Annotated in this window: 21 protein-coding genes and 1 tRNA gene; 10 read left to right on the forward strand and 12 right to left on the reverse strand. The window is 66.2% G+C overall.

The window, feature by feature from the left end; translation table 11 throughout:
* Window positions 1–367: 367 nt before the first annotated feature.
* Complete coding sequence (locus ACQR1H_RS02590) at window positions 368–1,390, reverse strand: methionine synthase (RefSeq protein WP_316176948.1); 1,023 nt, start codon at window positions 1,388–1,390, stop codon at window positions 368–370.
* 139 nt (window positions 1,391–1,529) lie between these two features.
* Here ACQR1H_RS02590 and ACQR1H_RS02595 point away from each other — a divergent pair, with 139 nt between their 5' ends.
* From ACQR1H_RS02595 to ACQR1H_RS02605, 3 genes are all read left to right on the forward strand, one after another.
* Window positions 1,530–2,237 (forward strand): glutathione binding-like protein, encoded by a 708-nt coding sequence (locus ACQR1H_RS02595; RefSeq protein WP_316176950.1) that lies wholly within the window; start codon window positions 1,530–1,532, stop codon window positions 2,235–2,237.
* A gap of 131 nt (window positions 2,238–2,368) precedes the next feature.
* Window positions 2,369–2,977, forward strand: a complete 609-nt coding sequence (locus tag ACQR1H_RS02600) for a 2-hydroxychromene-2-carboxylate isomerase (RefSeq protein WP_316238861.1) — start codon at window positions 2,369–2,371, stop codon at window positions 2,975–2,977.
* Window positions 2,977–3,954, forward strand: coding sequence for an NADPH:quinone oxidoreductase family protein (locus ACQR1H_RS02605; RefSeq protein ID WP_434907067.1), 978 nt, complete (start codon window positions 2,977–2,979; stop codon window positions 3,952–3,954). The genes ACQR1H_RS02600 and ACQR1H_RS02605 overlap by 1 nt, the downstream gene beginning before the upstream one ends.
* 315 nt (window positions 3,955–4,269) lie before the next feature.
* Here the strand turns inward: ACQR1H_RS02605 and ACQR1H_RS02610 are convergent, their stop codons facing one another.
* From ACQR1H_RS02610 to ACQR1H_RS02645, 8 genes are all read right to left on the reverse strand, one after another.
* A complete protein-coding gene (locus ACQR1H_RS02610; protein WP_315801093.1) occupies window positions 4,270–5,160 on the reverse strand; it encodes a crotonase/enoyl-CoA hydratase family protein in 891 nt (296 codons plus the stop codon).
* Window positions 5,161–5,516: 356 nt separating this feature from the next.
* Entirely contained in the window at window positions 5,517–6,953 is a 1,437-nt protein-coding gene (locus ACQR1H_RS02615) for an amidase (protein ID WP_434907068.1), read from the reverse strand.
* A gap of 65 nt (window positions 6,954–7,018) precedes the next feature.
* Entirely contained in the window at window positions 7,019–8,182 is a 1,164-nt protein-coding gene (locus ACQR1H_RS02620) for a M20 aminoacylase family protein (RefSeq protein WP_434874259.1), read from the reverse strand.
* Window positions 8,183–8,204: 22 nt separating this feature from the next.
* Entirely contained in the window at window positions 8,205–9,704 is a 1,500-nt protein-coding gene (locus tag ACQR1H_RS02625; protein ID WP_434907069.1) for a M81 family metallopeptidase, read from the reverse strand.
* Between the two features lie 248 nt (window positions 9,705–9,952).
* Window positions 9,953–11,599, reverse strand: a complete 1,647-nt coding sequence (locus ACQR1H_RS02630) for an ABC transporter ATP-binding protein (protein ID WP_434846331.1) — start codon at window positions 11,597–11,599, stop codon at window positions 9,953–9,955.
* 133 nt (window positions 11,600–11,732) lie between these two features.
* Complete coding sequence (locus ACQR1H_RS02635; protein WP_315801088.1) at window positions 11,733–12,623, reverse strand: ABC transporter permease; 891 nt, start codon at window positions 12,621–12,623, stop codon at window positions 11,733–11,735.
* Window positions 12,624–12,635: 12 nt separating this feature from the next.
* Entirely contained in the window at window positions 12,636–13,577 is a 942-nt protein-coding gene (locus ACQR1H_RS02640) for an ABC transporter permease (protein ID WP_315801087.1), read from the reverse strand.
* Window positions 13,578–13,968: 391 nt separating this feature from the next.
* The gene (locus ACQR1H_RS02645; protein ID WP_434907070.1) at window positions 13,969–15,099 is read right to left on the reverse strand and encodes a M20/M25/M40 family metallo-hydrolase; all 1,131 of its coding nucleotides are present in this window, start codon (window positions 15,097–15,099) and stop codon (window positions 13,969–13,971) included.
* A 269-nt stretch (window positions 15,100–15,368) separates the two neighbouring features.
* Between ACQR1H_RS02645 and ACQR1H_RS02650 the strand changes: the two genes are divergently transcribed.
* Complete coding sequence (locus ACQR1H_RS02650; RefSeq protein ID WP_434886603.1) at window positions 15,369–16,982, forward strand: ABC transporter substrate-binding protein; 1,614 nt, start codon at window positions 15,369–15,371, stop codon at window positions 16,980–16,982.
* 98 nt (window positions 16,983–17,080) lie between these two features.
* On the opposite strand, the gene ACQR1H_RS02655 is transcribed toward ACQR1H_RS02650, so the two are convergent.
* Window positions 17,081–17,221, reverse strand: coding sequence for a hypothetical protein (locus ACQR1H_RS02655; protein WP_315801084.1), 141 nt, complete (start codon window positions 17,219–17,221; stop codon window positions 17,081–17,083).
* Window positions 17,222–17,484: 263 nt separating this feature from the next.
* Here ACQR1H_RS02655 and ACQR1H_RS02660 point away from each other — a divergent pair, with 263 nt between their 5' ends.
* Window positions 17,485–19,095 (forward strand): ABC transporter substrate-binding protein, encoded by a 1,611-nt coding sequence (locus ACQR1H_RS02660; RefSeq protein WP_434874262.1) that lies wholly within the window; start codon window positions 17,485–17,487, stop codon window positions 19,093–19,095.
* A gap of 127 nt (window positions 19,096–19,222) precedes the next feature.
* On the opposite strand, the gene ACQR1H_RS02665 is transcribed toward ACQR1H_RS02660, so the two are convergent.
* Complete coding sequence (locus ACQR1H_RS02665) at window positions 19,223–20,626, reverse strand: methyl-accepting chemotaxis protein (protein WP_315801082.1); 1,404 nt, start codon at window positions 20,624–20,626, stop codon at window positions 19,223–19,225.
* Window positions 20,627–20,848: 222 nt separating this feature from the next.
* Here ACQR1H_RS02665 and ACQR1H_RS02670 point away from each other — a divergent pair, with 222 nt between their 5' ends.
* From ACQR1H_RS02670 to ACQR1H_RS02685, 4 genes are all read left to right on the forward strand, one after another.
* Window positions 20,849–21,178 (forward strand): ArsR/SmtB family transcription factor, encoded by a 330-nt coding sequence (locus ACQR1H_RS02670; protein ID WP_315801081.1) that lies wholly within the window; start codon window positions 20,849–20,851, stop codon window positions 21,176–21,178.
* On the forward strand, window positions 21,171–21,656 hold the full coding sequence (locus ACQR1H_RS02675; RefSeq protein WP_315801080.1) for an SRPBCC family protein: 486 nt from the start codon (window positions 21,171–21,173) through the stop codon (window positions 21,654–21,656). The genes ACQR1H_RS02670 and ACQR1H_RS02675 overlap by 8 nt, the downstream gene beginning before the upstream one ends.
* 30 nt (window positions 21,657–21,686) lie before the next feature.
* Entirely contained in the window at window positions 21,687–22,346 is a 660-nt protein-coding gene (locus tag ACQR1H_RS02680; protein WP_315801079.1) for a glutathione S-transferase family protein, read from the forward strand.
* Between the two features lie 255 nt (window positions 22,347–22,601).
* Window positions 22,602–23,327: a Crp/Fnr family transcriptional regulator gene (locus tag ACQR1H_RS02685; protein ID WP_434907071.1), complete on the forward strand. Its 726-nt coding sequence runs from the start codon at window positions 22,602–22,604 to the stop codon at window positions 23,325–23,327.
* Window positions 23,328–23,363: 36 nt separating this feature from the next.
* Here the strand turns inward: ACQR1H_RS02685 and ACQR1H_RS02690 are convergent.
* Window positions 23,364–23,450, reverse strand: a tRNA-Leu gene (locus tag ACQR1H_RS02690).
* Window positions 23,451–23,874: 424 nt separating this feature from the next.
* On the opposite strand from ACQR1H_RS02690, the gene ACQR1H_RS02695 reads away from it, so the two are divergent.
* The gene (locus ACQR1H_RS02695) at window positions 23,875–24,330 is read left to right on the forward strand and encodes a hypothetical protein (RefSeq protein ID WP_315801077.1); all 456 of its coding nucleotides are present in this window, start codon (window positions 23,875–23,877) and stop codon (window positions 24,328–24,330) included.
* Window positions 24,331–24,333: the final 3 nt, after the last annotated feature.

The raw sequence follows: 24,333 nt of genomic DNA on the forward strand, positions 1-24,333 counted from the left end.
AGCAAAGACACACAGCGTCGGGAATGTTGTGCATCTGGTATTTTGCTACCAAGGATAGATTTTTTCCATCCGGCGACCGTGATCGATGATCGCTGCGATCTGCCGCAAAACACAGAGCAGTGCATATGAAAGGCTGACGTGGCCATCGCGGCGGTCGTGCAGGGGCGGCACAGGCGCGGCCGTGCTGTTGCGGCGAATCGCGCGTGGTGAGACCGTGCTCACCTCGGATGCGCTCTTACTTTGATTCCAGGACCGTGTGCGTATCGCCTCCCGGCGCGATCGCGATTGAGCCAGGGCCCCGAGCGCGATGCCTCGGGGGGCGGCGAGCCGTCGACGCCCTTGCCTCGTGTCTGACCTGACCTCTGAGTCAGGCAAACCTTTGCCGAGCCAGCTTTGCGCCGGTGCCGAGCGCCATCAGCTTGGCCTCGGCGATCTCGCGCCGCATCGGCGCCATGCCGCAGTTCGTCGTGGCGATGATGTTCTCCTTCGGCACCACCTTCATGACGTCCTCGAGCGTCTTGCAGACGTCCTCGGCGGTCTCGATCGCGTCGCTGGCGACGTCGATGACGCCGGCCTGCACGATCTTGTTCTTGAGCAGGCCGAGCAGCTCGATCGGCACCTTCGAATTGCGGCACTCGACCGCGACCTGCTGGATGCTGCTGGCGTCGATGACCGGGAAGGTCTCCTCATACTGCCGCCACTCGCCGCCCAGCGTCTCCTTCCAGTCGGTGTTGGCCTTGATGCCGTAGCCGTAGCAGATGTGCACGGCGGTCGGGCAGGTCAGGCCTTCGGCGGCGCGCTCCAGCGCCTTGATGCCCCAGTCGCGCACCTCGTCCATGTAGACGTTGAAGGCGGGCTCGTCGAACTGGATCATGTCGATGCCGTCGTCGTGCAGCGCCTTGGCCTCCTGGTTCAGCAACTCGGCGAAGGCGAACGCCATCTTGACGCGGTCGCCATAGTAGCTGTCGGCGATGGTGTCGATGATGGTCATCGGGCCGGGCAGGGTGAACTTCACGGCACGCGTCGTGTGCGTGCGTGCGATCCGCGCCTCGTCGCCATGGACGCGGCCCTTCAGCGAGAGCGGCGCCACCACCTGCGGCACCATCGCCTTGTAGCGGTCCTTGCGGATGCCCATCTCGACCTTGTGGGCGAAGTCGATGCCTTCGACACGTTCCAGGAATCCGTGCACGAAATGCTGCCGCGACTGCTCGCCCTCGGTGAGAATGTCGATCCCGGAATCCTCCTGCAGCTTCAGCGCCAGGATGGTGGCATCACGCTTGGCGCGCGCCAGCTCGTCGCCCTTCGACTTCCACGGCGCCCACAGCACGTTGGGCTCGGCCAGCCATTCCGGCTTCGGCAGCGAGCCTGCGATGGTCGATGGAAACAGCATGGTCGAACTCTCCGGCATAGGGGGGCGGTCAGGCTTGAGCGCCTGTCTGCCATGGCTTACCCTTCAGGTACAGAAGAACGAAGCCGCCTCGCGTGTTCCGCAGCGCGGCATAATGGTCCGGGGAAGGAATCGGGGAAGGATGATCGATCTCCACTACGCGCCGACGCCGAACGGCTGGAAGATCTCGATCACGCTCGAGGAACTCGGGCTGCCTTATACCGTCATTCCCGTCGACATCCGCGCCGGCGACCAGTTCAAGCCGGAGTTCCTGGCGATCAGCCCCAACAACCGGATTCCCGCGATCGTCGATCACGCGCCGGCCGATGGCGGCGCGCCGTTCCCGGTGTTCGAGACCGGCGCGATCCTGATCTATCTTGCCGACAAGACCGGCCGTTTCCTGCCGCAGGAGATGCGGGCGCGCTCGCGTGTCATCCAATGGGTGATGTGGCAGATGGCCGGGCTGGGGCCGATGATGGGGCAGCATGGGCATTTCGCGCTGTATGCGGCCGAGAAGATCCCTTATGCGATCCAGCGCTATCGTGATGAGGTCGCACGGCTGTTCCACGTGCTCGACGTGCAGCTCGGCAAGACCGGCGCCTACGTCGCCGGCGACGACTATTCGATCGCCGACATCGCCTGCTTTCCGTGGATGATGACGCACAAGGCCCAGGGGTTTACGCTCGACGACTATCCCGGCATCAAGCGCTGGTACGCGGTGTTGCGCGCGCGGCCGAAGCTGCAGGCGGGGCTGGCGATCGGCAAGTTCGTCAAGGAGCCGTTCGACGAGCAGTCGCGTCATGTGATGTTCGGCGCGCGGGCGAAAGAGATGATCGAACGAGGTTCATAAGAAACCCTCATGGTGAGGAGCGCCGCAGGCGCGTCTCGAACCATGAGGCCACGACGCGGGCCTCATCCTTCGAGATGCGCGCAGTGCGCGCTCCTCAGGATGAGGAAAAACAGCCAGAACGGAAATCATCCATGATCGAATTCTTCTTCGACTGCTCCAGCCCCTGGACCTATCTCGCCTTCCACAACATCCAGCCGCTCGCGCAGGAATTCGACGTCGACATCGTCTGGCGGCCGATCCTGGTCGGCGGCATCTTCAACACCGTCAATCCCAGCGTCTATGCGCAGCGCGAGAAGCCGGTGCCGGCCAAGGCGGCCTACATGCTGAAGGACCTCGGCGATTGGTCCCGCTCGGCCGGGCTCAAGATCAAGATGCCGCCATCGGTGTTCCCTGTGAACAGCGTCAAGGCGATGCGCGGCTGCATTTGGCTGGGCCAGGACATGGTGCCGTTCGCGCGGGCCGTGTTCGAGATCTATTGGGGCGAGGACCAGGACATCTCGCAGGATGCGGTGCTGACCGAGGTGTGCCGGCGCGTCGGCATCGATCCGAAGGCGTTCTTCGATGGGATCGCGCAGCAGGGCATCAAGGACCAGCTGCGCATCAACACCGAGGAGGTCGTCAAGCGCGGCGGCTTCGGCTCGCCGACCATCTTCGTCAATGCCACCGACATGTATTTCGGCAACGACCGGATGCCGCTGATCCGCGAGGCGCTGGCGAGGGCGAAGGGGCGCGCCAGCTGATGGCGCGGGCGATCGTCTGCCGCGAGCTCGGGCCGCCGGAGAAGCTGAAGCTCGAAGACCTTCCGCCACGCCCGCTGGCCGAGGGCGAGGTGCGGGTTAAGATCCGCGCGGCCGGCATCAATTTCCCGGACATTCTAATGGCGGCGGGCGAGTATCAGCTCAAGCCGGAGCTGCCGTTCACGCCCGGCGTGGAGGCGGCCGGCGACGTCATCGCGGTCGGCGCGGCCGCGACCGGCCATGCCGTCGGCGACAAGGTCATCGTCCGGATGCGCTTCGGCGCTTACGCCGAGGAGGCGGTGGTGGCCGGGAGCCAGCTCACGCCGCTGCCGTCGACCTTCGACTATGCTGAAGGCGCGACCTATCTGGCCGGCCACGGCACCGCTCATCACGCGCTGGTCGATCGCGGCCAGCTCAGGCCCGGCGAGACGCTGCTGGTGCAAGGCGCCGGCGGTGGCGTCGGCCTTGCCGCCGTCGAGATCGGCAAGCTCCTGGGCGCGACCGTGATCGCGGCGGCGTCGTCGGAGGAGAAACTCGCGGTCGCCCGCGCGCGCGGCGCTGATCATCTCGTGCTGTATGCGCGCGAGCCGTTCCGCGACGCCGTCAAGCGCATCACCGATGGCCGCGGCGTCGACGTCGTGTTCGATCCGGTCGGGGGCGAGGTGTTCGAGAACAGCGTCCGCTGCATCGCCTGGGGCGCGCGGCTGCTGGTCATCGGCTTCACCGGCGGCATTGGGCTCGCACGCACCAATCTGATCCTGATGAAGGGCGCCAGCGTGCTCGGCGTCCGTGCCGGCGAGGCGGTGCGGAAGGATCCCGAGCTGGGCCAGCGCCGCATGGCGGCGCTGCTGGAGTTCGCTGAGCAGGGCAAGCTGCGGCCGAACGTCTCCCATCGCGTGCCGTTCGCGGACTACGCCGCGGCGATGCGGCTGTTGATCGATCGCAAGGCGATCGGTCGGGTCGCGCTGGTGATGGACTGAGGCACACAGCGGCGCCAAACCACCGGTGTTGTCCCGGCCTTGAGCCGGGACCCATACCGCGTGATCTCTCTTGTGGCACCCTGAACGTCGTTCTTCGCCAAACAGCGCCCTGTGGTTATGGGTCCCGGATCGGCGCGCGCCGTGCCGCGCGCTTGTCCGGGACGACACCGAGGGTGGGGTTGGCACCGCTCGCCGTCATTGCGAGCGAAGCGAAGCAATCCAGGGCTAAGACGGGACTCTGGATTGTTTCGTCGTGGAGCCTGTCATCGGGCCGCGCTTTGCGCGGACCCGTTTGCTCCTCGCAATGACGGACGACTACTTGTACTCCCGCTCGTCCCACCACGGAAAATAATCCGGCATATCAGCCGTCACCGTGTTCTTGAACTGCGCCGGGCGCTTCTCCAGGAACGACACCACGCCTTCCTTGACGTCGTCGGAGCGGCCGCGCGCGTAGATGCCGCGGCTGTCGACCTTGTGCGCCTCCATCGGATCGTCGGCGCCCATCATGCGCCACATCATCTGGCGGATCAGCGCGATCGACACCGGCGCGGTCTTCTCCGCGATCTCGCGCGCAAGCGCTCGGGCGGTCGGCAGCAGATCATCCGGCGGCACGACCTTGCTGACGAGGCGGCCGGCGAGCGCCTCCTGCGCCGGAAACACGCGGCCGGTGTAGCACCATTCCAGCGCCTGCGAGATGCCGACGATGCGTGGCAGGAACCAGCTCGACGCCGCCTCCGGCACGATGCCGCGCTGGGAGAACACGAAGCCGAACCGTGCAGCGTCCGAGGCAATGCGGATGTCCATCGCAAGCTGCATGGTGACGCCGATGCCGACGGCGGGACCGTTCACCGCGGCAATCACCGGCTTCAGCGACTTGAAGATCCGCAACGTCACCTGGCCGCCGCCGTCGCGCACCTGCGGATCGGAATAGTCGACGCGACCGTCGGCATGGCGCTTCACCGGACCGCGCTTAGCATCGCGGTCGAAGGTGTCGGCACCAGACGAAAGGTCTGCACCGGCGCAGAACGCGCGGCCCGACCCGGTGACGATGATCGCCCTGACGCCGTCGTCCTTGTCGGCGCGATCGAAGGCGTCGATCAACTCCTCCATCATGGTGCCGGTGAAGGCGTTGAGCTTCTCCGGCCGGTTGAGCGTGATGGTGAGGATCTTGTCGACGACGTCATAGAGAATGGTCTGGTAGGCCATGGGGTTTCCTGGTCCGCTGTTGTTATTAGTTAGGCGAGCCAAAAATCCCGCCGTCATTCCGGGGCACGCCCGAAGGGCGTGAGCCCGGAATCCATAACCACGATCGTGAGTATGGATTCCGAGTTCGTGCTTCGCACGCCCCGGAATGACGACACAAACTAAGACCCGCGACGTGACCACAATAGTTCAGCGTTGCGCGGCGGCAAAGACCCGATAAATCATTCCGCAGCATGGAAAGGCGTAAGGCAACTCGCCCATTCCTGCACCCAAGACTCGCTGATAACGCAGCGTCATCTTGTTTCAATGGGCGACGTCGCAGTGATAATCCGCGCTCACGCGTGGGGATAGCTCGTCGTCTAATGGGCGGATGGTTGTGAAGCCGGAGCCTTTGGCCATGGCCGCTGCTCGCCGCGTAATCCCTCGAACGTCTTGGCCATCCCGAGCACGCCGACATCGTCGAAGCGGCGGCCGACGATCTGCAGGCCGATCGGGAAGCCGTCGGAGTCGTAGCCGGCATTGACGGAGATCGCCGGGTTCTCCGACATGTTCCACGGTACGGTGTAGGTGATGTGCTCGAACGGTGCCTGCGGATCGTTGACCGGCGAGGCGAACTCGGCGGGGAATTTCACGCCGGGCGAGACCGGCGAGATGATGTAGTCGTAGTCGCAGAACAGTCTTGCTGCGGCGGCGCGTAGCGCCATCGTGACGTTGAAGCCTCTGACGACTTCGACGCCGGAGAGCGCGGCGCCGCGCTCGGCCCATTGCAGGATGTAGGGCAGGGTCTTGGCGCGCACCTCGGGCACCAGCCGCGCCAGATCGTCCCACAGCCGCGCACGCCAGAAATTGTCGAGACCGTCGAGCATCTCGCGCGTCAGGAAGCCCTTGACCTCGCTGATTACGGCGCCGGCGTCCTCGAACGCTCTGGCGGCCGCCAGCGTCGTCGCGCGCACCGGCTCCTCGAGCGGCTGGCCGACGCCGCCGAGATCGAGCATCAGGCCGATGCGCAGCTTGCGCACCGGCTTCTCCGCGATCTTCCAGTGCAGGTCCGAGGGCGGCAGGCTGGTGCCGTCGCGCCTGTCCGGCTTGGACAGCACGCTCATCATCAGCGCGGCATCGTCGACGATGCGTGTCATCGGGCCGGCAACGCGGCCGACATAGGGCGGATCGATCGGCACGCGGCCGAAGCTCGGCTTGAGGCCGACGAGGCCGCACCACGACGCCGGCAGCCGGATCGAACCGCCGATGTCGGTGCCGACATGCAGCGGACCGTAGCCCGCCGCGGCGGCAGCACCCGCACCGGCGCTGGACCCGCCGGGATTCATGCGGAGATCCCACGGGTTGCGCGTCAGCGGATGGAAGCTCGACAGGCCCGACGACAGCATGCCGTAGTCGGGCATCGTCGTCTTGGCAAAGATGATCGCGCCGGCCTCGCGCAGCCGGGCCACCGGCGGCGCATCGGCGGCGAGTGGCGTGCGCGTGACGCTGGCTGCGCCGAGCGGCATCGGCTGGCCCTTGGTGGCGAGATTGTCCTTCACCGTCGCCGGTACGCCGTCGAGCACGCCGGCCGGCTCGTCATTGGCCCAGCGCTCGGCCGACGCTTTCGCCGCCGCTCGCGCGGCGTCGGTGTCGAGCAGGTACAACGCCTTGATATCAGGCTCCCACGCCGCCACGTGCGCCAGCACCTCGTCCATCACCTCGGACGGCGAGAACTGGCGCGCGCGGTAGCCGGCGATCAGGTCGACGGCGGAGAGATCGTGAAGCGAGGTGATGTCGTCCGAGACGGGCTTGTGCATGCTGGTGCTCCCACGCCGAAGTTCATCTCGATCTGCCGCCCGCTCATTGACGTATGTCAGTCGCGCTAGGCTGCCTTAAGGCGCGTCTCGATGATGCGGGCGAACATGCTGGCGCCGATCGGCAGGATCTTGTCGTCGAGCACGTAGCCGGGATTGTGCACCGGCACCGAGCCGTCATGGCCGACCCAGAAATAGGCGCCCGGGATGGTCTGCAGCATGTCGGCGAAATCCTCGCTACCCATCTTCGGCGTCGAGCGGGTCAGCACCTTGGACGGCTCGACCACGGTGCGCGCGACTTCCTCGACCACCTTGGACTGCTCCTCCTGGTTCACAAGGACGCTGAACGTGTCACGGATGTCGACATCGATCTCGCAATTGAACGCCGCCGCCATGCCGGCGCAGATCGCGCGCATGCGCTCGCGCACCAGCGCGCGCACGGGGTCGGAGAACGCACGCACGGTGCCGCACAGCCAGGCATCGCCGGGAATGACGTTGTAGGCCGAGCCGGCATGGATCTGGGTGATCGAGACCACGGCGGCCTGCAGCGGCTCGACGTTGCGGCTGACGATGGTCTGGATCGCCTGGGCCACGCTGGTGGCAATCACCACCGCGTCCTTGGAGCGCTCGGGCATCGCGCCGTGGGCGCCGTAGCCGGAGATCCGGATGTCGAAGAAGTCGGCGCCGGCCATGGCAGGGCCGGGCAGGATCGCGATCTCGCCGTGCTCCAGGTCCGGCGCATTGTGCAGGCCGTAGAGTTCGTCGCAGGGAAACTTCTGGAACAGGCCGTCCTTGATCATCGCGCGTGCGCCGCCGAGTCCTTCCTCCGCCGGCTGGAAGATGAAGTGCACGGTGCCGTCGAAGTTGCGGGTCTCGGCGAGATAGCGCGCCGTGCCGAGCAGCATCGTGGTGTGGCCGTCATGGCCGCAGCCGTGGAAGCGGCCGGGGATGGTCGAGCGCCACGGCAGGTTGGTGTTCTCCTCCATCGGCAGCGCATCCATGTCGGCGCGCAGGCCGATCTTCCTGCCGCTGTCGTTCTTGCCCTTGAGGACGCCGATCACCCCGGTGCCGCCGAGGCCGCGATGCACCTCGATGCCCCATTGCGCGAGCTTCTCGGCGACGATGCCGGAGGTGCGCGTCTCCTCGAAGCCGATCTCGGGATGCGCGTGCAGGTCGCGGCGGATGGCGGTGAGCTCGTCGGCGTAACCTTGGATGCGATCGATGGTCGGCATGGGTGCGTTTCCGTTGAGAGGTTTATGCTTTGAACGCCGGGCCGTTCGGCTTGAGGCGGATGCCCGGACGCAAGCTGGTCCAGGGCAAAGTGGAGGGATCGGCGGGCATCGCGCCGGGCGCGGCGCAGATCAGGAGATGTTCGGCGATCGGTTCGAAATCGGCGCGGAAATGCACCGAGCTCTTGTTGACGAGAATGGCCTGTTCGGTCGGCTCGATGCCGACGAAGCGATACATTTCCTGGTCGGCGAGCTGGGACTTGTGCGAGGCCACCACGACCCTGACGTCGCCGATGCGCAGTGCCGCGGACGGTCCCATCTCCATCTTGCGGCCGCCATAGAACGGGCCGGGCGCGACGAAGCGGCCGTCGGAGATCTTCTCGACGATGAAGCTCTCCTCGAACGGCGCATCGCCGGGAATGCCGCTCTTGCCGCCGAGCGACAGCGTCACGGTGGCGCCCTCGCCGGCGGCATGGGCGGCCAGCGCCGCCTGCGGATCGTAGATCATGCCGATCGCGGCACGGCTGGCGCGGTTGCGCACCAGTGCGCGCAGCATGCCGGTGGTGTCGGAGTCGCCGCCGGCGCCGGGATTGTCCTGGGTGTCGGCGATCACGATCGGGCGTGTCGCCGTCTTCGCCAGCGTCATGGCATGGCGCACGCCGTCGTCGGGCGCATAGATGCGGCCGTCGAAATCATTCTCGTGGCCCGCGACGATCGCCGCGATCGCATCCGCCGCGGCATCCGCGTCGGCCTGCGTACGGCCATAGGCGAACACGCTCGGGCCGCAATGGGCGAAATCGGCGGCGGGAAAGCCGGGCGCGAAGGACAGCGTCGGCACCGCCTCGCTCTGCAGCGCCGCGAGCTTCTCGTAGATGCCCTTGGTCGGCTGGTCGTTGGTGCACTGCCAGCTGATCGGGATCAGGAACGGCAACTGCCGGAACGCCTTGGCAAGCGGCTCTTTCGTCCGCAGCAGCAGCGCGAGATGCTCCGTCGACGCGCGTCCGGTGTCGGCCATGTCGGTGTGCGGATATTTGCGATAGGCGATCAGCGCATCCGCATGCGCCATCATCTCGGGCGTGACGTTGGCGTGCAGGTCGAGGCTCGCGACCAGCGGCACGTGCGGGCCGATCACCTTGCGGACGCGGGCGAGGATCTCGCCTTCGCCGTCGTCGAGATGCTCGGTCACCATCGCGCCGTGCAGATCGAGATAGACGCCGTCGAGCGGCCCGGCAGCCCTGATGCGATCGACCATCGCGGTCGTGATGCGCTCGAACGCATCCCGGGTGACATGTGCGGAGGGGCTCGCCGCACAGGCGATGGTGGGAACGATCTTCCAGCCGTTCGCTTCCGCGACCGCGATGAAGCCGGCCTGGCCGGCATTAATGCCGCGCATCGTCGTGAGCACGGAGGTCGCATCAACGATCGAGCCGCGGCCGCCGCCATGCATGAACGCGTCGTAGTCCGCTTTCGTCGGAGCGAATGTATTGGTCTCGTGCAGGAAGCCGCCGATCGCGACGCGCGTCATTACTTCGCCTCAGGCCGTTGAACGTATGATGACGTTAGACCCGGGTTCGCGGCCCACGCAAGCGATGGAGCGATGCCGTTTTGCATGCCGCTAACGCGTAGCCCGGATGAGCGGACGCCTGCGCCCGAAGGGCGAAGGCGGGAGCGACATCCGGGTTCATCGCCGCAGTTCGTGAGATCCCGCATGTCGCTGGCGCCGCCGCGCGTTCCGCGCGCCGGCTTTCGCTCATGCGGGCTACGGCAGCGCTGCTACGCCACCGCTTCCGCCACCGGCCGGAAGTTGGCAAAGTCCCAGTTCCGTCCGGGGGCCGCTTCGAGCAGGGATCTGGTATAGGCCTCCTTCGGATGCGTCAGGATCTCGCCGGCCGGGCCCTGTTCGACGATGCGGCCCTTCTGCATCACGACGACGTCGTCGCAGATCTGCGCGGCAACGCGCAGATCATGCGTGATGAACAGGATCGCGATCCCGAGCCGGCGCTGGATCTCGTCGAGCAGCTCCAGCACCTGCGCCTGCACCGACACGTCCAGTGCAGAGACGGCTTCGTCCGCCACCAGCACGTCCGGATCGAGCGCGAGCGCGCGTGCGATCGCGATGCGCTGGCGCTGGCCGCCGGAGAACTGGTGCGGATAGCGCGAGATCGCGTCCGCGGGCAGGCCGACCAGCTCGAGAAGCTCGCGCGCCCGCGCCATCGCCTTGTCGTGCGACGTGCCGTAATTGACGGGCCCCTCGGCGATGCTCTCGCCGACGGTGAGGCGCGGGTTGAGTGAGCGGTAGGGATCCTGGAACACGATCTGGATGCGCTTGCGGTGCGGCTGCAGCAGCCGCCGCGTCAGGATCGAGATCTCGTGGCCGGCAAGGCGGACGCCGCCGGAGGTCGGATCGATCAGCCGGACGATGCAGCGCGCCACCGTCGACTTGCCGGAGCCGCTTTCGCCGACGATGCCGAGCGTGCGGCCCTTGCGCAGGGTGAGCGTGACGTTCTGCGCAGCGACGACCTCGCGCGCTTTGCCGAGGAACGAACGCTCGCGATAGACCTTGCCGAGCTCGTTGGTCTCCAGCACTACCGGCTCGGTGCTGTCAGGCCGGGGCGGGCGCGGGATCAGGCTGGGCACGGAGGCCAGCAGGTTGCGCGTGTAGTCCATCTCGGGCGCGCGCAGGATCTTGTCGAGCGCGCCGGTCTCGACCAGGCGCCCCTGGCGCATCACCGCGACGCGGTCGGCGATCTCGGCGACCACGCCCATGTCGTGGGTGATGAACAGCACCGCCGTGCCGTGATCGCGCTGCAGCTCGCGGATCAGCGACAGGATCTGCTTCTGCGTGGTGACGTCGAGCGCGGTGGTCGGCTCGTCGGCGATCAGCAGCTTCGGCTCGAGCACCAGCGCCATCGCGATCATGATGCGCTGGCGCTGGCCGCCGGACAGGCGATGGGGATAGGAGCCGAAGATTCGCTCGACGTCGGGCAGGTGGACCTGCTCCATCATGTCGAGGATGCGCTTGCGCCGCGCCCGTGCATCGAGCGACGTATGCGCGCGCAGCACCTCGTCGATCTGGCGGCCGACCGGCACGACCGGATTGAGCGCGGTCATCGGCTCCTGAAAGATCATCGCCATCCGGGTGGCACGCAGCTCACGCAGCCGGCGATCGGTCGCGGTGAGCAGCTCTTCGCCGACCAGCTTGACGCTGCCGCCGACGGCATGCAGCGCGTTCTTCGGCAGAAGGCCCATCGTGGTCAGCGAGGTCACGGACTTGCCCGAGCCGCTCTCGCCGACGACGCAGAGCGTCTCGCCTTTCTCGACCTTGATCGAGACGCCGTCGATGATGCGCGGGCCGTTCGGGTTCTTCGTCTTGCCGACGGTGACGACGAGATTGTCGATGTCGAGGATGGTGTCGGTCATTAGGTCAGGTCTCCGCCGTCATTGCGAGGAGCGAAGCGACGAAGCAATCCAGAGTCGCGGGCGTGGCCCTGGATTGCTTCGCTTCGCTCGCAATGACGAAAAGTGAGATGATCATCTGGGCTAAGCGGTGCCGTCACTTGCCGGCCTCGCGCTGCTTCATGCGCGGGTCGAGCGCGTCGCGGGCGGCGTCGCCGATCAGGTTGATCGACAGGATGGCGATCGACAGCAGCAGGCCGGGCCAGAAGATCAGCGACGGCTTGATCTGGAAGTAGGAGCGGCCCTCGGCCATGATGTTGCCCCAGGTCGGCGTCTCCGGGCTGATGCCGGCGCCGAGGAACGACAGGATCGCCTCGGTGAGAATCGCGGCGGCGCAGATGTAGGTGCCCTGGACGATCAGCGGCGCGATCGTGTTCGGCATCAGGTGCCGCCACATGATCTTGGGCATCGACGTGCCCAATGAAATCGCGGCCTCGACATAGGGCTCCTCGCGCGCGGTCAGCACGACGGAGCGGACGAGGCGAGCGACGCGCGGGATCTCGACGATGGTGATCGCGATCATCACGGTGCCGACGCTGGCGCCGGACAGCGACACCACGGCGATGGCGAGCAGGATGCTCGGGATCGCCATCAGGCCGTCCATCACCCGCATCATGATGGCGTCGACCCAGCGGAAGAAGCCGGAGACGAGGCCGATCACCAGGCCGATCGCGATCGAGATGATCGCCGCGCCGACGCCGACCAGAAGCGAGATGCGGCCGCCATAGATCGTGCGCGACAACAGGTCGCGGCCGTAGGCGTCGGTGCCGAGCAGATATTGCGCGCTCGACGGCTTGAGCCGCTGCGCCGGCGCGAGCAGCACCGGGTCGTGCGGCGCCAGCAGCGGCGCCAGGATCGAGATGATCACGATCAGCGACAGGCACACCGTGGCCACGGCGATGATCGGGGTCGAGGTCAGAAAGCCGAACCGGGGCCCGAGTCGCGTGGTGACCGGGATCGACGGCTCAGGAGTGGTGACGATTGCCATCGGAACAGGGCCTCAGTAGCGGATGCGGGGATCGAGCAGGGTGTAGGCGAGGTCGATCAGCAGATTGACCGCGAGATAGATGAAGGAGGTCAGAAGGATCATGCCCTGGATGACCGGATAGTCGCGCGCCAGCACGGCGTCGACGGTGAGGCGGCCGATGCCCGGCAGGTTGAACACGCTCTCGGTGACCACGACGCCGGAGATCAGCAGCGCGAAGCCGGAGCCGATCACGGTGATGACGGGCACCGCCGCATTGCGCAGCGCGTGCCGCAGCAGCACCGCGATCTCGCTGACGCCCTTGGCGCGGGCGGTGCGCACGAAGTCCTCGCCGAGCACATCGAGCATCGCGGCGCGCGTCATGCGCGCGATCAGTGCGACGTAGATGAAGGACAAGGCGCAGGTCGGCAGGATGATGCGCTCGAAGAACGGGCCGAAGCCAGCGCTGAGACTCTTGAAGCCCTGAACGGGGACCCAGCGCAGGTTGATCGCGAACACCTGGATCAGGATGTAGCCGATGACGAACACCGGCACCGAGAAGCCGATCACCGAGAGCGCCATCACGAAACGATCGATCCAGGTGCCGTGCTTCCAGGCCGCGATGACGCCGAGCGGGACGGCGACGAGGATCGACAGGATGATGGTCGAGATCGCGACCGAGATCGACGGCTCGATGCGCTGTCCGATCATCTGCAGCACCGGCACCTTCGAGATCAGCGACACGCCGAGATCGCCATGCAGCAGCTGATTGATCCAGGTGAAGAACTGGATGTAGAGCGGCTCGTGCAGACCGAGCGTGATGCGGATGCGCTCGAGCTGCTCCGGAGTCGCGTTGTCGCCGGCGAGAATCGCCGCGGGATCGCCCGGCGTCAGCCGGAGCAGGAGAAAGACGAACAGCGCCACCACGCCCATCACGGGGATGGATGCGAGGATGCGGCGAAGCAGATAACCGATCATCTTGAGAGAACCGCCTTCATGGTGCTGGGGCGACGCGCGCAACGTCGTGAGAGAGTGTGCATGTCACCGATGTCCATCGCTTTCAAGGTCTCCGATGTGCGCTCGCCCGCTCCTGCGCGCAGGATGACACGGTGTTCGTGATCCGCGCGAACCATCGCATTTGCGAACAATGTCGCAGCACTTTTGCGGCGAACCTTCTCGGAAACTTTGCAAGCCGCATGCCATCATGCGCGCGCTGCGGAGTGATTGTCCACTCGCCCCGTGCAGGTCCCGGAAAATGAAACCGTGCTGCTGCGCAGCGTAGCCCGGGCGAGCGCAGCGACCGCGCCGACGAGCGGGACCCGCATGTCGCTGACGCTCATGCGGGCTGCGCGCCGTCGCGTGCCGCGATCTAGTCGAGCGTCGCGAGCAGTCCCGCCATCAGGCGGCCGCGCTCGGCGAGGCTGTCGATCTCGATGTGCTCGTTCAGAGTGTGCATGTCGGTGCCGCGCACCCCTAGGCCGTCGAGGGTTGGAATGCCGAGCGCGCCGGTGAAATTGCCATCCGAGCCGCCGCCTGCCGAGCCGTGCGGCAGCGACAGGCCGAGCTGCTCGGCGATTCCGCGCGCCTTGTCGTACAGCGCCATGGTTCCGGAATCCGGCTCCCACACCGGCCGCGTCACGCCGCGCGTCACCTTGAAGGTCACGTCGTCGGTGGTGCCGGACAGGGCGAGCATGCGCTCCACGCCGCGATCGAGATCGGCCTGCCGTTTCGCCATGCTGAGCGCTTCGCCGGTGGCGGTGGTGGCGACGCAATTGACCCACTGGCCGCCATGCACGATGCCCACCGAGAAGGTGCAGTCCTCGGTCGTCATGCCGTCGATGGCGAGGATCTGTCGCGCCATTGCCCGGATCGCGGAACGGCCCGCGCCGAGCCGTGCGCCGGCATGGCTCGGACGTCCGATCGCCTCGAGATTGAAGCGGGCGATGGCATAGCGGCCGGTCACCACGCCATTGTCCTGACGGCCCGGCTCGGGCACCAGCACGTATTTGTTGCGCTGCGCCTCGGCTTCGATGATGTCGCGGGTCGAGGGCGTGCCGACCTCCTCGTCAGGCGTGAACAGGACGGTGATCGGCAGCGGCGTGGCGATGGACGCCTTGCTCAACTGGCGGACCGCTTCCAGCGAGAGATAGTTGCCGCCTTTCATGTCGCAGATGCCGGGCCCGTAGCATCGGTTGCCGTCGCGGCGCCACGGCAGCTTGGCCAGCGTGCCGACGGGGTGAACGGTATCCATGTGGCCGGCGATCAGGATGCCCGGCTCACCCTGCCGCGGGTGCGGGAAGCGGGCGCGCACGCAGCCGGCGAAGCCCTGGCGTCCGGCGATGCGCTCGATCGTCGCACCCATGATCGCCATGTCGCGCGCGGCGAGATCCAGCATGCGCTCCACCGCGGCGGCGTCCCAGGTCGGACTTTCGCATTCGACCCAGCCGCGCAGGCCCTGCAGCATGATGTCGGTATCGAAGGGAAGGTGGGCTGGATTCATTTGTGCTCTCTCAAGGCTTTGTCGCGATCTCATGACACGAGACGGAGTTGCGCACGCCTTGTAAAGCGAAAGCTATGCGGACGTTAACGGCATTCTCAGCCCAGGGCCGCATGCGCTGAATGCGGATTGACGCGAAAGGCGACCTCTGCAACTGTCGAAAGCTCGCGACTTACAGCATGTTAGTTCGCACAAGGATTGATCTGCACGCCCAACGAATGGTCTGGATCTGATCAGTTTCAGGTCAAACCATCCACTCAGGAGACCTCGTAATGTTCCACAGCCCGCGCTGGAAACGTCTGACGCTCGCGACGAGCCTCGCCGTTTCCATGCTTTCGCTCTCGACGGCGCTGAGCACCCAGGCCATCGCAGCCGGCAAGAAGACGATCACGGCGGTGATGCATTCGGATCTGCGCGTCATCGATCCCGGATTCACGACGGCCTACATCACCCGTGACCATGGCTACATGGTCTACGACACGCTGCTGGCGACGGATTCGAATTTCAAGGTCCAGCCGCAGATGGCGGACTGGAAGATCTCCGACGACAAGCTGACCTACACCTTCACCCTGCGCGACGGCCTGAAATGGCATGACGGCACGCCGGTGACCGCCGAGGACTGCGTCGCCTCGCTGAAGCGCTGGGGCCGCAACGACGGCATGGGCCAGAAGCTGATGGACTTCACGGCGAGCCTGGAGGCTGCGGATGCCAAGACCATCGTGCTCAAGTTGAAGGAGCCCTATGGACTCGTCCTGGAGTCGATCGCCAAGCCGTCCTCGCTGGTGCCGTTCATGATGCCGAAGCGTCTCGCCGAGACGCCGGCGGGACAGCAGATTCCCGAGCAGATCGGCTCGGGCCCGTTCAAATTCGTCAAGGCGGAATTCCAGCCGGGCGTGAAGGCGGTGTACGAGAAGAACACCGACTACGTGCCGCGCAAGGAGCCGGCGAGCTGGACGTCCGGCGGCAAGGTGGTGAAGGTCGACCGCGTCGAGTGGATCACGATGCCGGATGCGCAGACCGCGGTGAACGCGCTGCAGTCGGGCGACATCGACTTCATGGAGAACCTTCCCTACGACATGCTGCCGGTGCTGGAGTCGAACTCCGAGCTCAAGATCGACGTGCTGAACAAGTTCGGCTTCCAGACGCTCGGCCGCATGAACTTCCTCAACCCGCCGTTCGACAACGTGAAGGTGCGCCGCGCGGCCTTCCTCGCGTTGAACCAGAAGGACGTGCTGGACGCGCTGGTCGGCAATGAGAAGTACCAGAAGATCTGCGGCGCCGTGTTCGTGTGCGGCACGCCGCTCGAGACCGATGTCGGCGCCGAGACGCTGATCAAGGGCAACGGCATGGCGGAAGCCAAGAAGGCGCTCGCCGAGTCCGGCTATGACGGCACGCCGATCGCGATCATGGCGCCGGGCGACGTCACCACCTTGAAGGCGCAGCCCGTCGTGGCGGCGCAGCTGTTGCGCGAGGCCGGCTTCAAGGTCGACCTGCAGGCGACGGACTGGCAGACCGTGGTGACGCGGCGCGCCAGCCAGAAGCCCGTGAAGGAGGGCGGCTGGAACATGTTCTTCACCAACTGGGTCGGCGCTGACGTCGCCAATCCCGTGGTGAACGTGTCGGTCGGCGGCCGCGGCACCAAGGGCGGCTGGTTCGGCTGGGCCGAGGATGCCGAGATCGAGAAGCTGCGCGACGCCTATGCGCGGTCGTCCTCGCTCGACGAGCAGAAGAAGATCGCCACCGAAATCCAGAAGCTGAACTACGAGAAGGTGATCTACATCCCGCTCGGCCAGTATCTGGTACCGAGCGGCTGGCGCAAGTCGCTGAGCGGCGTGCTGGACGGCCCGGCGACGCCGCTGTTCTGGAACGTCGACAAGAGCGAGTAGGCGGCGAACGCACTCGTGATGCAAACAAAGACGCGGCGAAGTGGAAACTTCGCCGCGTCTCTTTTTTGTTCCCGCATTCGCCCGTGCGTGAGCGCCCTTCAGCAGTGCGGATCGCGCACCGCTTCGAGACCCTCGACCATCAAGGGCGGGCTGATCTGATCCTGGGACGGGTTCTTCTCGGTGCGGATCGGCATGGCCGGACGTCGGCTGTCCCGCGGTTTGGTGACTTCATTCGGCATCATCAGGCTCCTTGCTGCTGCGCATAACAGACCGGGAGCCGCCGAGTTCCAGATGGCGGGACGTGATCGACGCAATCGCGATATGTGCATCCGCGTGATGCGGCGACCCATGCGCCCATGGCGATTGACCTGCGAGGGAACTGCTGCAAGTCTCCTCGCCGAGACTGTTTGCTGAAGCGTTTGCAGACGCGACGCAGGACGCCTCGTCAGGCCTTGATCGGTGTCAGGGCCCCCGGATGGAAGCTCACGCCAAGAGAGATCGCATGTCACATACTCCGCGCCGGACCGCATCCGCGCTCGTTTCATGGTTCGTCGCTTCGGTCATGGCCGTGTCGATGGCGGGCGTCACGACCGAGGCCTTCGCCGGCAAGAAGACGATCACGGCGGTGATGCATTCGGACCTGCGCGTGATCGATCCCGTGTTCACGCCGGCCTACATCACACGCGACCACGGCTACATGGTGTACGACACCCTGCTCGGGACGGACGCCAAGTTTCAGGTCCAGCCGCAGATGGCGGACTGGAAGGTCTCCGACGACAAGCTGACCTACACCTTCACCCTGCGCGACGGCCTGAAGTGGCACGACGGCACTGATGTCACCGCCGAGGACTGCGTCGCCTCGCTGAGGCGCTGGAGCCGCAACGACAGCATGGGCCAGAAGCTGATGGAGGCGACCGCCTCGCTCGAGGCCACCGACGCCAAGACCATCACCTTGAAGCTGAAGCAGCCGTACGGCCTGGTGCTGGAGTCCATCGGCAAGCCGTCGTCCTACGTACCGTTCATGATGCCGAAGCGTCTCGCCGAGACGCCCGCGAACCAGCAGATCTCGGAGCAGATCGGCTCCGGACCGTTCAAGTTCGTCAAGGCGGAATTCCAGCCGGGCGTGAAGGCGGTCTATGAGAAGAACACCGACTACGTGCCGCGCAAGGAGCCGCCGAGCTGGACGGCCGGCGGCAAGGTGGTGAAGGTCGATCGCGTCGAGTGGGTCTCGATGCCCGATGCGCAGACGGCCGTCAACGCGCTGCAGGCCGGTGACATCGACTTCATGGAATTCCCGCCGCTCGACCTCGAGCCGGTGCTCGCCGGCAATCCCGATCTGTCGATGAACGTGCTGAACAAGTTCGGCTACCAGACCCTGGGACGCATGAACTTCCTGTTTCCGCCGTTCGACAACGTGAAGATCCGCCGTGCGGCCTTCCTGGCGCTGAACCAGAAGGACGTGCTCGACGCGCTGGTCGGCAACGCCAAGTACTACACGATCTGCGGCGCCGTGTTCGGCTGCGGCACGCCGCTCGAATCCGACGTCGGCTCGGAGACGCTGGTGAAGGGCAACGGCATGGAGCAGGCCAAGAAGCTGCTGGCCGAGGCCGGCTATGACGGCACGCCCGTCGTGATCCTCGCGCCGGGCGATGCGATCACCCTGAAGGCGCAGCCGGTGGTCGCTGCGCAGCTCCTGCGCGCCGCCGGGTTCAAGGTCGATCTGCAGACGACGGACTGGCAGACCGTGGTGACGCGGCGTGCCAGCCAGAAGTCGCCGAAGGAGGGCGGCTGGAACATGTTCTTCACCAACTCGGTGATCGCCGACTCCGGCAATCCGATCGGCAGCACCTTCGTCGGCGCGCGCGGCCAGAAGAGCCCGTTCGGCTGGCCCGACGATCCCAGGATGGAGGAGCTGCGCGACGCCTTCGCCAAGGCCACCAAGCCGGAGGACCAGAAGCGGATCGCCGCCCAGATTCAGCAGGAGGTCTACGATCAGGTGATCTACGTGCCGCTCGGCCAATGGTTCATGCCGAGCGCCTGGCGCAAGTCGATCACCGGCGTGCTGGAAGGGCAGGCCGTGCCGGTGTTCTGGAACGTCGAGAAGAGCGAGTAGCGGAGGTCGTGTAGCCCGCATGAGCGCAGCGACATGCGGGTTCGCCACCGCCGTGCGTGAGATGCGTAGCCCGGATGTCGCTGCGCTCATCCGGGCTACGCATCTCACGCGGAACGACGATCTTCAATCACGCCTTGATCTGGTCCAGCGCCGCCAGCACCTCGCTGGATGCGACCTCGACCCGGCCGATCTCATTGAGCGCTTCCTCGATGTGCCCTGAGCTGAACAGCCGCGCCGCTTCCTTGCCGTGGCGGTGCACCGCCTCGTGCGGGCGCTCGAGGTTGCGGAATGCCGGATCCCCAGCCAAACGCCGACCGCCTTCGCCATAGTACCATTTGCCGAGCCGGCACGTGTGATGATCGGAGAGCTCGTCGGCGCGCAGTTGCAGCCGGCCGACCGACATGTCGACCAGCCGCTTTTTCCAGATCACGTGGTCGGCCTTGGCCAGTCTCACCACCTGGTGGTCCAGCGAAAGCTTGGCGATCTCGCCCAGCATCTTGCCGACCTTCGCGTCCGTCTTGCCCATGGTGTCCGCGAGCGACATCACCTCGTTGGCATTGGCGGTCGCGAGATCGGCGATGATGGTGATGCCCTGTGCGACCTCGTCGGTCGCGGCGGACTGCTCGGCGAGAATGCCGGAGATTTCGTCCATCTTGGTGCTGACCACCGCGGTCCGGGTGCCGGCCTGATCGATCGCCTGCGCCAGATCGTCCATCTCGGACATGCCGACCTCGACCGCCTTGGCGCCGCCGGCCATGGCCTCGACGATGCCGCTCATCTCGCCCTGCAGCCGCTCGATGCGGCCCTTGATGTCCTCCGTCGCCTTGGTCGTCTGCTGCGACAGGTTCTTGACCTCGGCCGCAACGACGGCGAAGCCGCGTCCGAACTCGCCGGCGCGCGCCGCCTCGATGGTGGCATTGAGCGCCAGCAGGTTGGTCTGGTTGGCGATCGCGTCGATGGTGCCGACGATGGATCCGATCTCGGCGGAGGCGGCGCTGAGATCGGCGATCTTTGCCGAGGTGTCGCGCACGGAGCTGGCGATGCCGTTCATCGTCTGCAACGTCCGCCGCACCGCGGTCACGCTGTCCTCGACGGCCTGGCGGGTCGCGGCGGCCTCGGCTGCAGCCTGGGTCGACGTCGCCCGGATGGTGTGCACGGAGGCCTGCATCTCCACCGAGGCCGAAGCGAGGCTCTGGCAGCGCTCGGATTGATTGTTGGAGGCGCCGATCAGGCGCGCCGCGCTGATCGAGGCTTCGTTGCTGTTGATGCAGAGGTCGACGATGGAATCCAGGTCCTGGGAGGCGCGGGTGGCCAGCGCGATGCCCAGGCGATGGATGGCCTCGATCAGTTGCGGCTTGAGCCTGGCACGTAGCGCGGCAGCGTCGACATCAGCGACATCGCGGTTGAGCCTGCCGTCCGCCCAGTCGCCCAGGCACCGCGCCAGCGTGTCCTGGAAGGCGTCGTGTGCGTCCGTGTCGGGGGCGGGCGGGGCATCCGACGGTTCGTTCTTTCGGCTGCGGAATCCCAGCATCGTGCCTCTCATTGATGGCGAGCCCCGGCTGGCCTCGGAACGTCGCACGCAGGTGATCGACTCGGAACGCCGGCAGCCGTTGGTTCCACCGTGGTTCGGTTGTGGTTAACGGCGGGTTTCTCCCTGCAACCGGCGGTGGCGAGATCTGCTGGATCAGACTCTCGTGTTCCGCGTCGAGCCGGCATCCTTGACAGTTTGGTAAGTATTGGCTTACAGTAAGTCATGACTTACGAAGTGGCGCTGAACGTTTTGGCGGACCCGACGCGGCGGGAGGTGTTCGAGCGGCTGCGCGGCGGGCCGCGCCCGGTCCACGCGATTGCGGCGGGAATGCCGGTGTCGCGGCCGGCCGTCTCGCAGCATCTGAAGGTGCTGAAGGATGCCGGCCTGGTCGAGGAACGCAGCGAGGGGGTGCGGCGCATCTACGCTTTGCGCCGTGAGGGGTTGGCCGAGCTGCGCGACTGGCTCGACAGCTTCTGGGACGACGCGCTGCTCGCCTTCAAGATCGAGGCGGAGCGCACGCATCGGCAGACGAAAGGGAGGATCGATGAGTGAGGGTGCCGTGATTGCGCCGGTCCGGAAGCTTGTCCATGTCCGGGCGCCGATCGATCATGCCTTCGACGTGTTCACGCGCGGCCTGACGCGCTGGTGGCCGCATACGCATGGGGTCGGCCGCAAGCCGATCGAGAAGGTGCTGCTGGAGCCGAAGCTCGGCGGCCACTGGCTCGAGATCGCCGAGGACGGCACGGCGACCACGGTCGCGACGATCACGCTGTGGGAGCCGCCGCATCGCTTCATCATGCTGTGGCAGGTCGATGCGCAGTGGAAGCCGGATGCCGCGATGCGCTCGGAGGTCGACGTGCAGTTCGTGGCCGAGGGCCCGGACGCGACCCGGGTCGAACTGCTGCACCACAAGTTCGAAACCATGGGCAGCGAGGCCGGCGCGTCGATGCGGCGGGATGTCGACGGCGGCTGGCCGGGGCTGCTGCAGCGTTTCCTGGCCGAGGCCGAGCGGCCGCCGGCGTCATCATGAGAAGTTCATCATAAGCGTGGGGAGATCGTGATGTCCGAGTTCGTCGTCCATTCCGTGCCGGGAAGCCCGTTCGGGCGCAGCGTGTTGATTGCGCTGGAGGAGAAAGGCGTTCCGTATCGGCTCGCGGCGATGGCGCCGGGTGACTCCAAGGGGGCGGCGCATCTGGCGCGTCATCCCTTCGGGCGCGTGCCGGCGCTCGCGCATGACGGCTTCGCGTTGTACGAGACCCAGGCGATCCTGCGCTATCTCGACCGCGTGCTGCCCGAGCCGGCCCTGACGCCCGCGGATGTCCGGCAGGCCGCGCGCATGGACCAGGTGATGAACATCAGCGACTGGTACCTGTTCCAGGGCGTGTGCAACGTCATCCTCTTCCAGCGCATCATCGGCCCGCAATTCTTCGGCACGACCACCGACGAGGCTGCGATCGCGCGCGCGATGCCGCAGGCGAGAGCCGTCATCGCCGAGTTGTCGCGGCTGCTCGGCGAGCAGCCATTCATGGTCGGCGATCATCTGTCGCTGGCCGATCTGCAGGCCGCGCCGCAGGCGAGCTTCCTGTCGCTGACGCCGGAATGGGCGGAGCTGACCGCCGGCCATCCCAATCTCGTCGCGTGGATCGAACGGCTGGAGGCGCGGCCGAGCTTCAAGTCCACCACCATGGCGGAGCTGACGGCGCGAGCGCAGGCGGCGTAGGCGCAAGGCGGCGTCGATCATGTTTCGGGTGAGATCCACGCCCAAGCGAGTGATGGCGCTGCGCCGGCCGTCGGGACGGATGGGCGACTTTCAGCCGCATGATTAATCCAGGTTATATCGCTGCGGACCGGTTCCATTTTAGCTGCGACGCAGGTCGAAGGCTTCGGCATCCGCCGCCCCCGATCGACCGCCACAGCGTCCCGATGACCGGATGACGAATCCGGGTCGGCGGGACGGAAGCGCGCGCACCCCTTGATGCTGCGATCAGAACCCGATCTCGCCGGCTGCTGCGTCTCCTGCACCCACGTCGATTCCGGATTCTGTGCCGCGCTGTTCAGGGCCTGCCGGGCGCAGTCGGCGCTGCCGCGGCTCAATCAGCAGTTCTTCAGCGTCCGGGCCGGCCAGCAGATCAAATGCCAGAGCGAGGCGCGTGACGACGTGCTCGTGCTCTGTAGCGGCTGGGCATTCCGTTACATCCAGTTGTCGGATGGCGGCCGCCAGATCCTGCGCTTCCTGCTGCCGGGCGACATCTTCTCGCCGGCGGCGATCTTCGCCAAAGGCATGAGCTTCTCGGCCAAGGCCTTGACCCAGGTCCAGGTCAGTCGGCTCGATGGCGAGGAGGTCCGCAAGCAGTGCCGTGCCGACGAGCTGGTCATGATGGAGGTGTTCCGCTCGCTCGGCGACAACGGCCGGGCCTCCTACGAACTCATCACCGTGCTCGGCCAGCGTCCGGCCGAGCGCCGGATCGCGCATCTGCTGCTCAGCCTGATGCGGCGGGTCGCGGTGGACGGCGTGGTCCAGCACCACCGCTATCCGTTTCCCTTGAAGCAGCAGCACATCGCCGACGCCGTCGGCGTGACCTCGGTCCATGTCAGCCGCGTGCTCGCGCTGTTTCGCGATCGCAATATCCTGACGATCGCGGAGGGCAGGCTGGAGGTCACCGATCTCGCCGAGCTGGAGCGGCTGGCGGCGCTGAACTGAGCCGGGCAGGGCAGTCGAGCGAGGCGTGCACAGGGCTGGTGCGGACGGTGGGACTCGAACCCACACGACGTTGCCATCGAGGGATTTTAAGTCCCTTGCGTCTACCGATTCCGCCACGTCCGCGCTTTGATCTTGGAGACCTGACGCATCATCCGGCGACGCCGGACGAGTTGCACTTTGACTCCAAAGCTCATCCTCTGCTTAAGCCAGCGCGAGCGCCTTGGTAAAGCCTCAATCCGGCCGTCACCAGCTGCTTTGAGATTGCTTTCGCGCTGAAGCGCTTTGTCAGGTCTGGGATCATCTGGTGCAAGACATGGACGAAGCGGCCGTTGTAAGGCACGGACCCATCACGAGAAAACGATTCGGATCCGCGTGCCTTGCGGACCAGTCGTTGAGCGAGGTGAGCGTGACGAATCCGAAGATCATCGCAGAGGCGAATGCTGCCGCCGTTCGGGCCGATGTCCGCGACCGATCGGCCCAAGATCGAGCCCAAGATCGAGCCCAAGATCGACCCCATGGCTCGCGGCCGCTGCACGATCGGGGCTGCATGACCAGCGATCGGCTTCGCGTCGCGCTGGCCGCGGGACTGCTCGGGGTGGGATCGCTACTGTCGGGCTGCGCCGGCATGAGCGACAGTGTGTCGACCGCCTTCGCGGATCCGGCCAAGTACGAGCTCTATGACTGCAAGCAGCTCGAGGCCGAGCGCAAGGCGCTCGCCGGGCGCGCGGCCGAGCTGCAGGGCCTGATGGCCAAGGCGGAGACCGGAGCCGGCGGCGCGGTGGTGGCCGAGGTCGCCTATCGCAACGACTATATCGCGATCCGAGGCCAGACCCAGTTCGCCGAAGAGGCCTGGCGCCGCAACAAGTGCCAGGAAACTCCGGCGCCGCAGCCGGCGGCCGCCAAGCCTGGGAGGCCGGTCAAGCCGGCGGCGCGCCCCGCGCGGCCGATGGCCTCCGGTGCGGGCACGCCGTCGACCCTGCCGCGGGATGGCTCGGTCTACTGAGAC

The sequence above is a fragment of the Bradyrhizobium sp. HKCCYLRH2015 genome, assembly GCF_051168215.1.
In the GTDB taxonomy this organism is placed as follows: domain Bacteria; phylum Pseudomonadota; class Alphaproteobacteria; order Rhizobiales; family Xanthobacteraceae; genus Bradyrhizobium.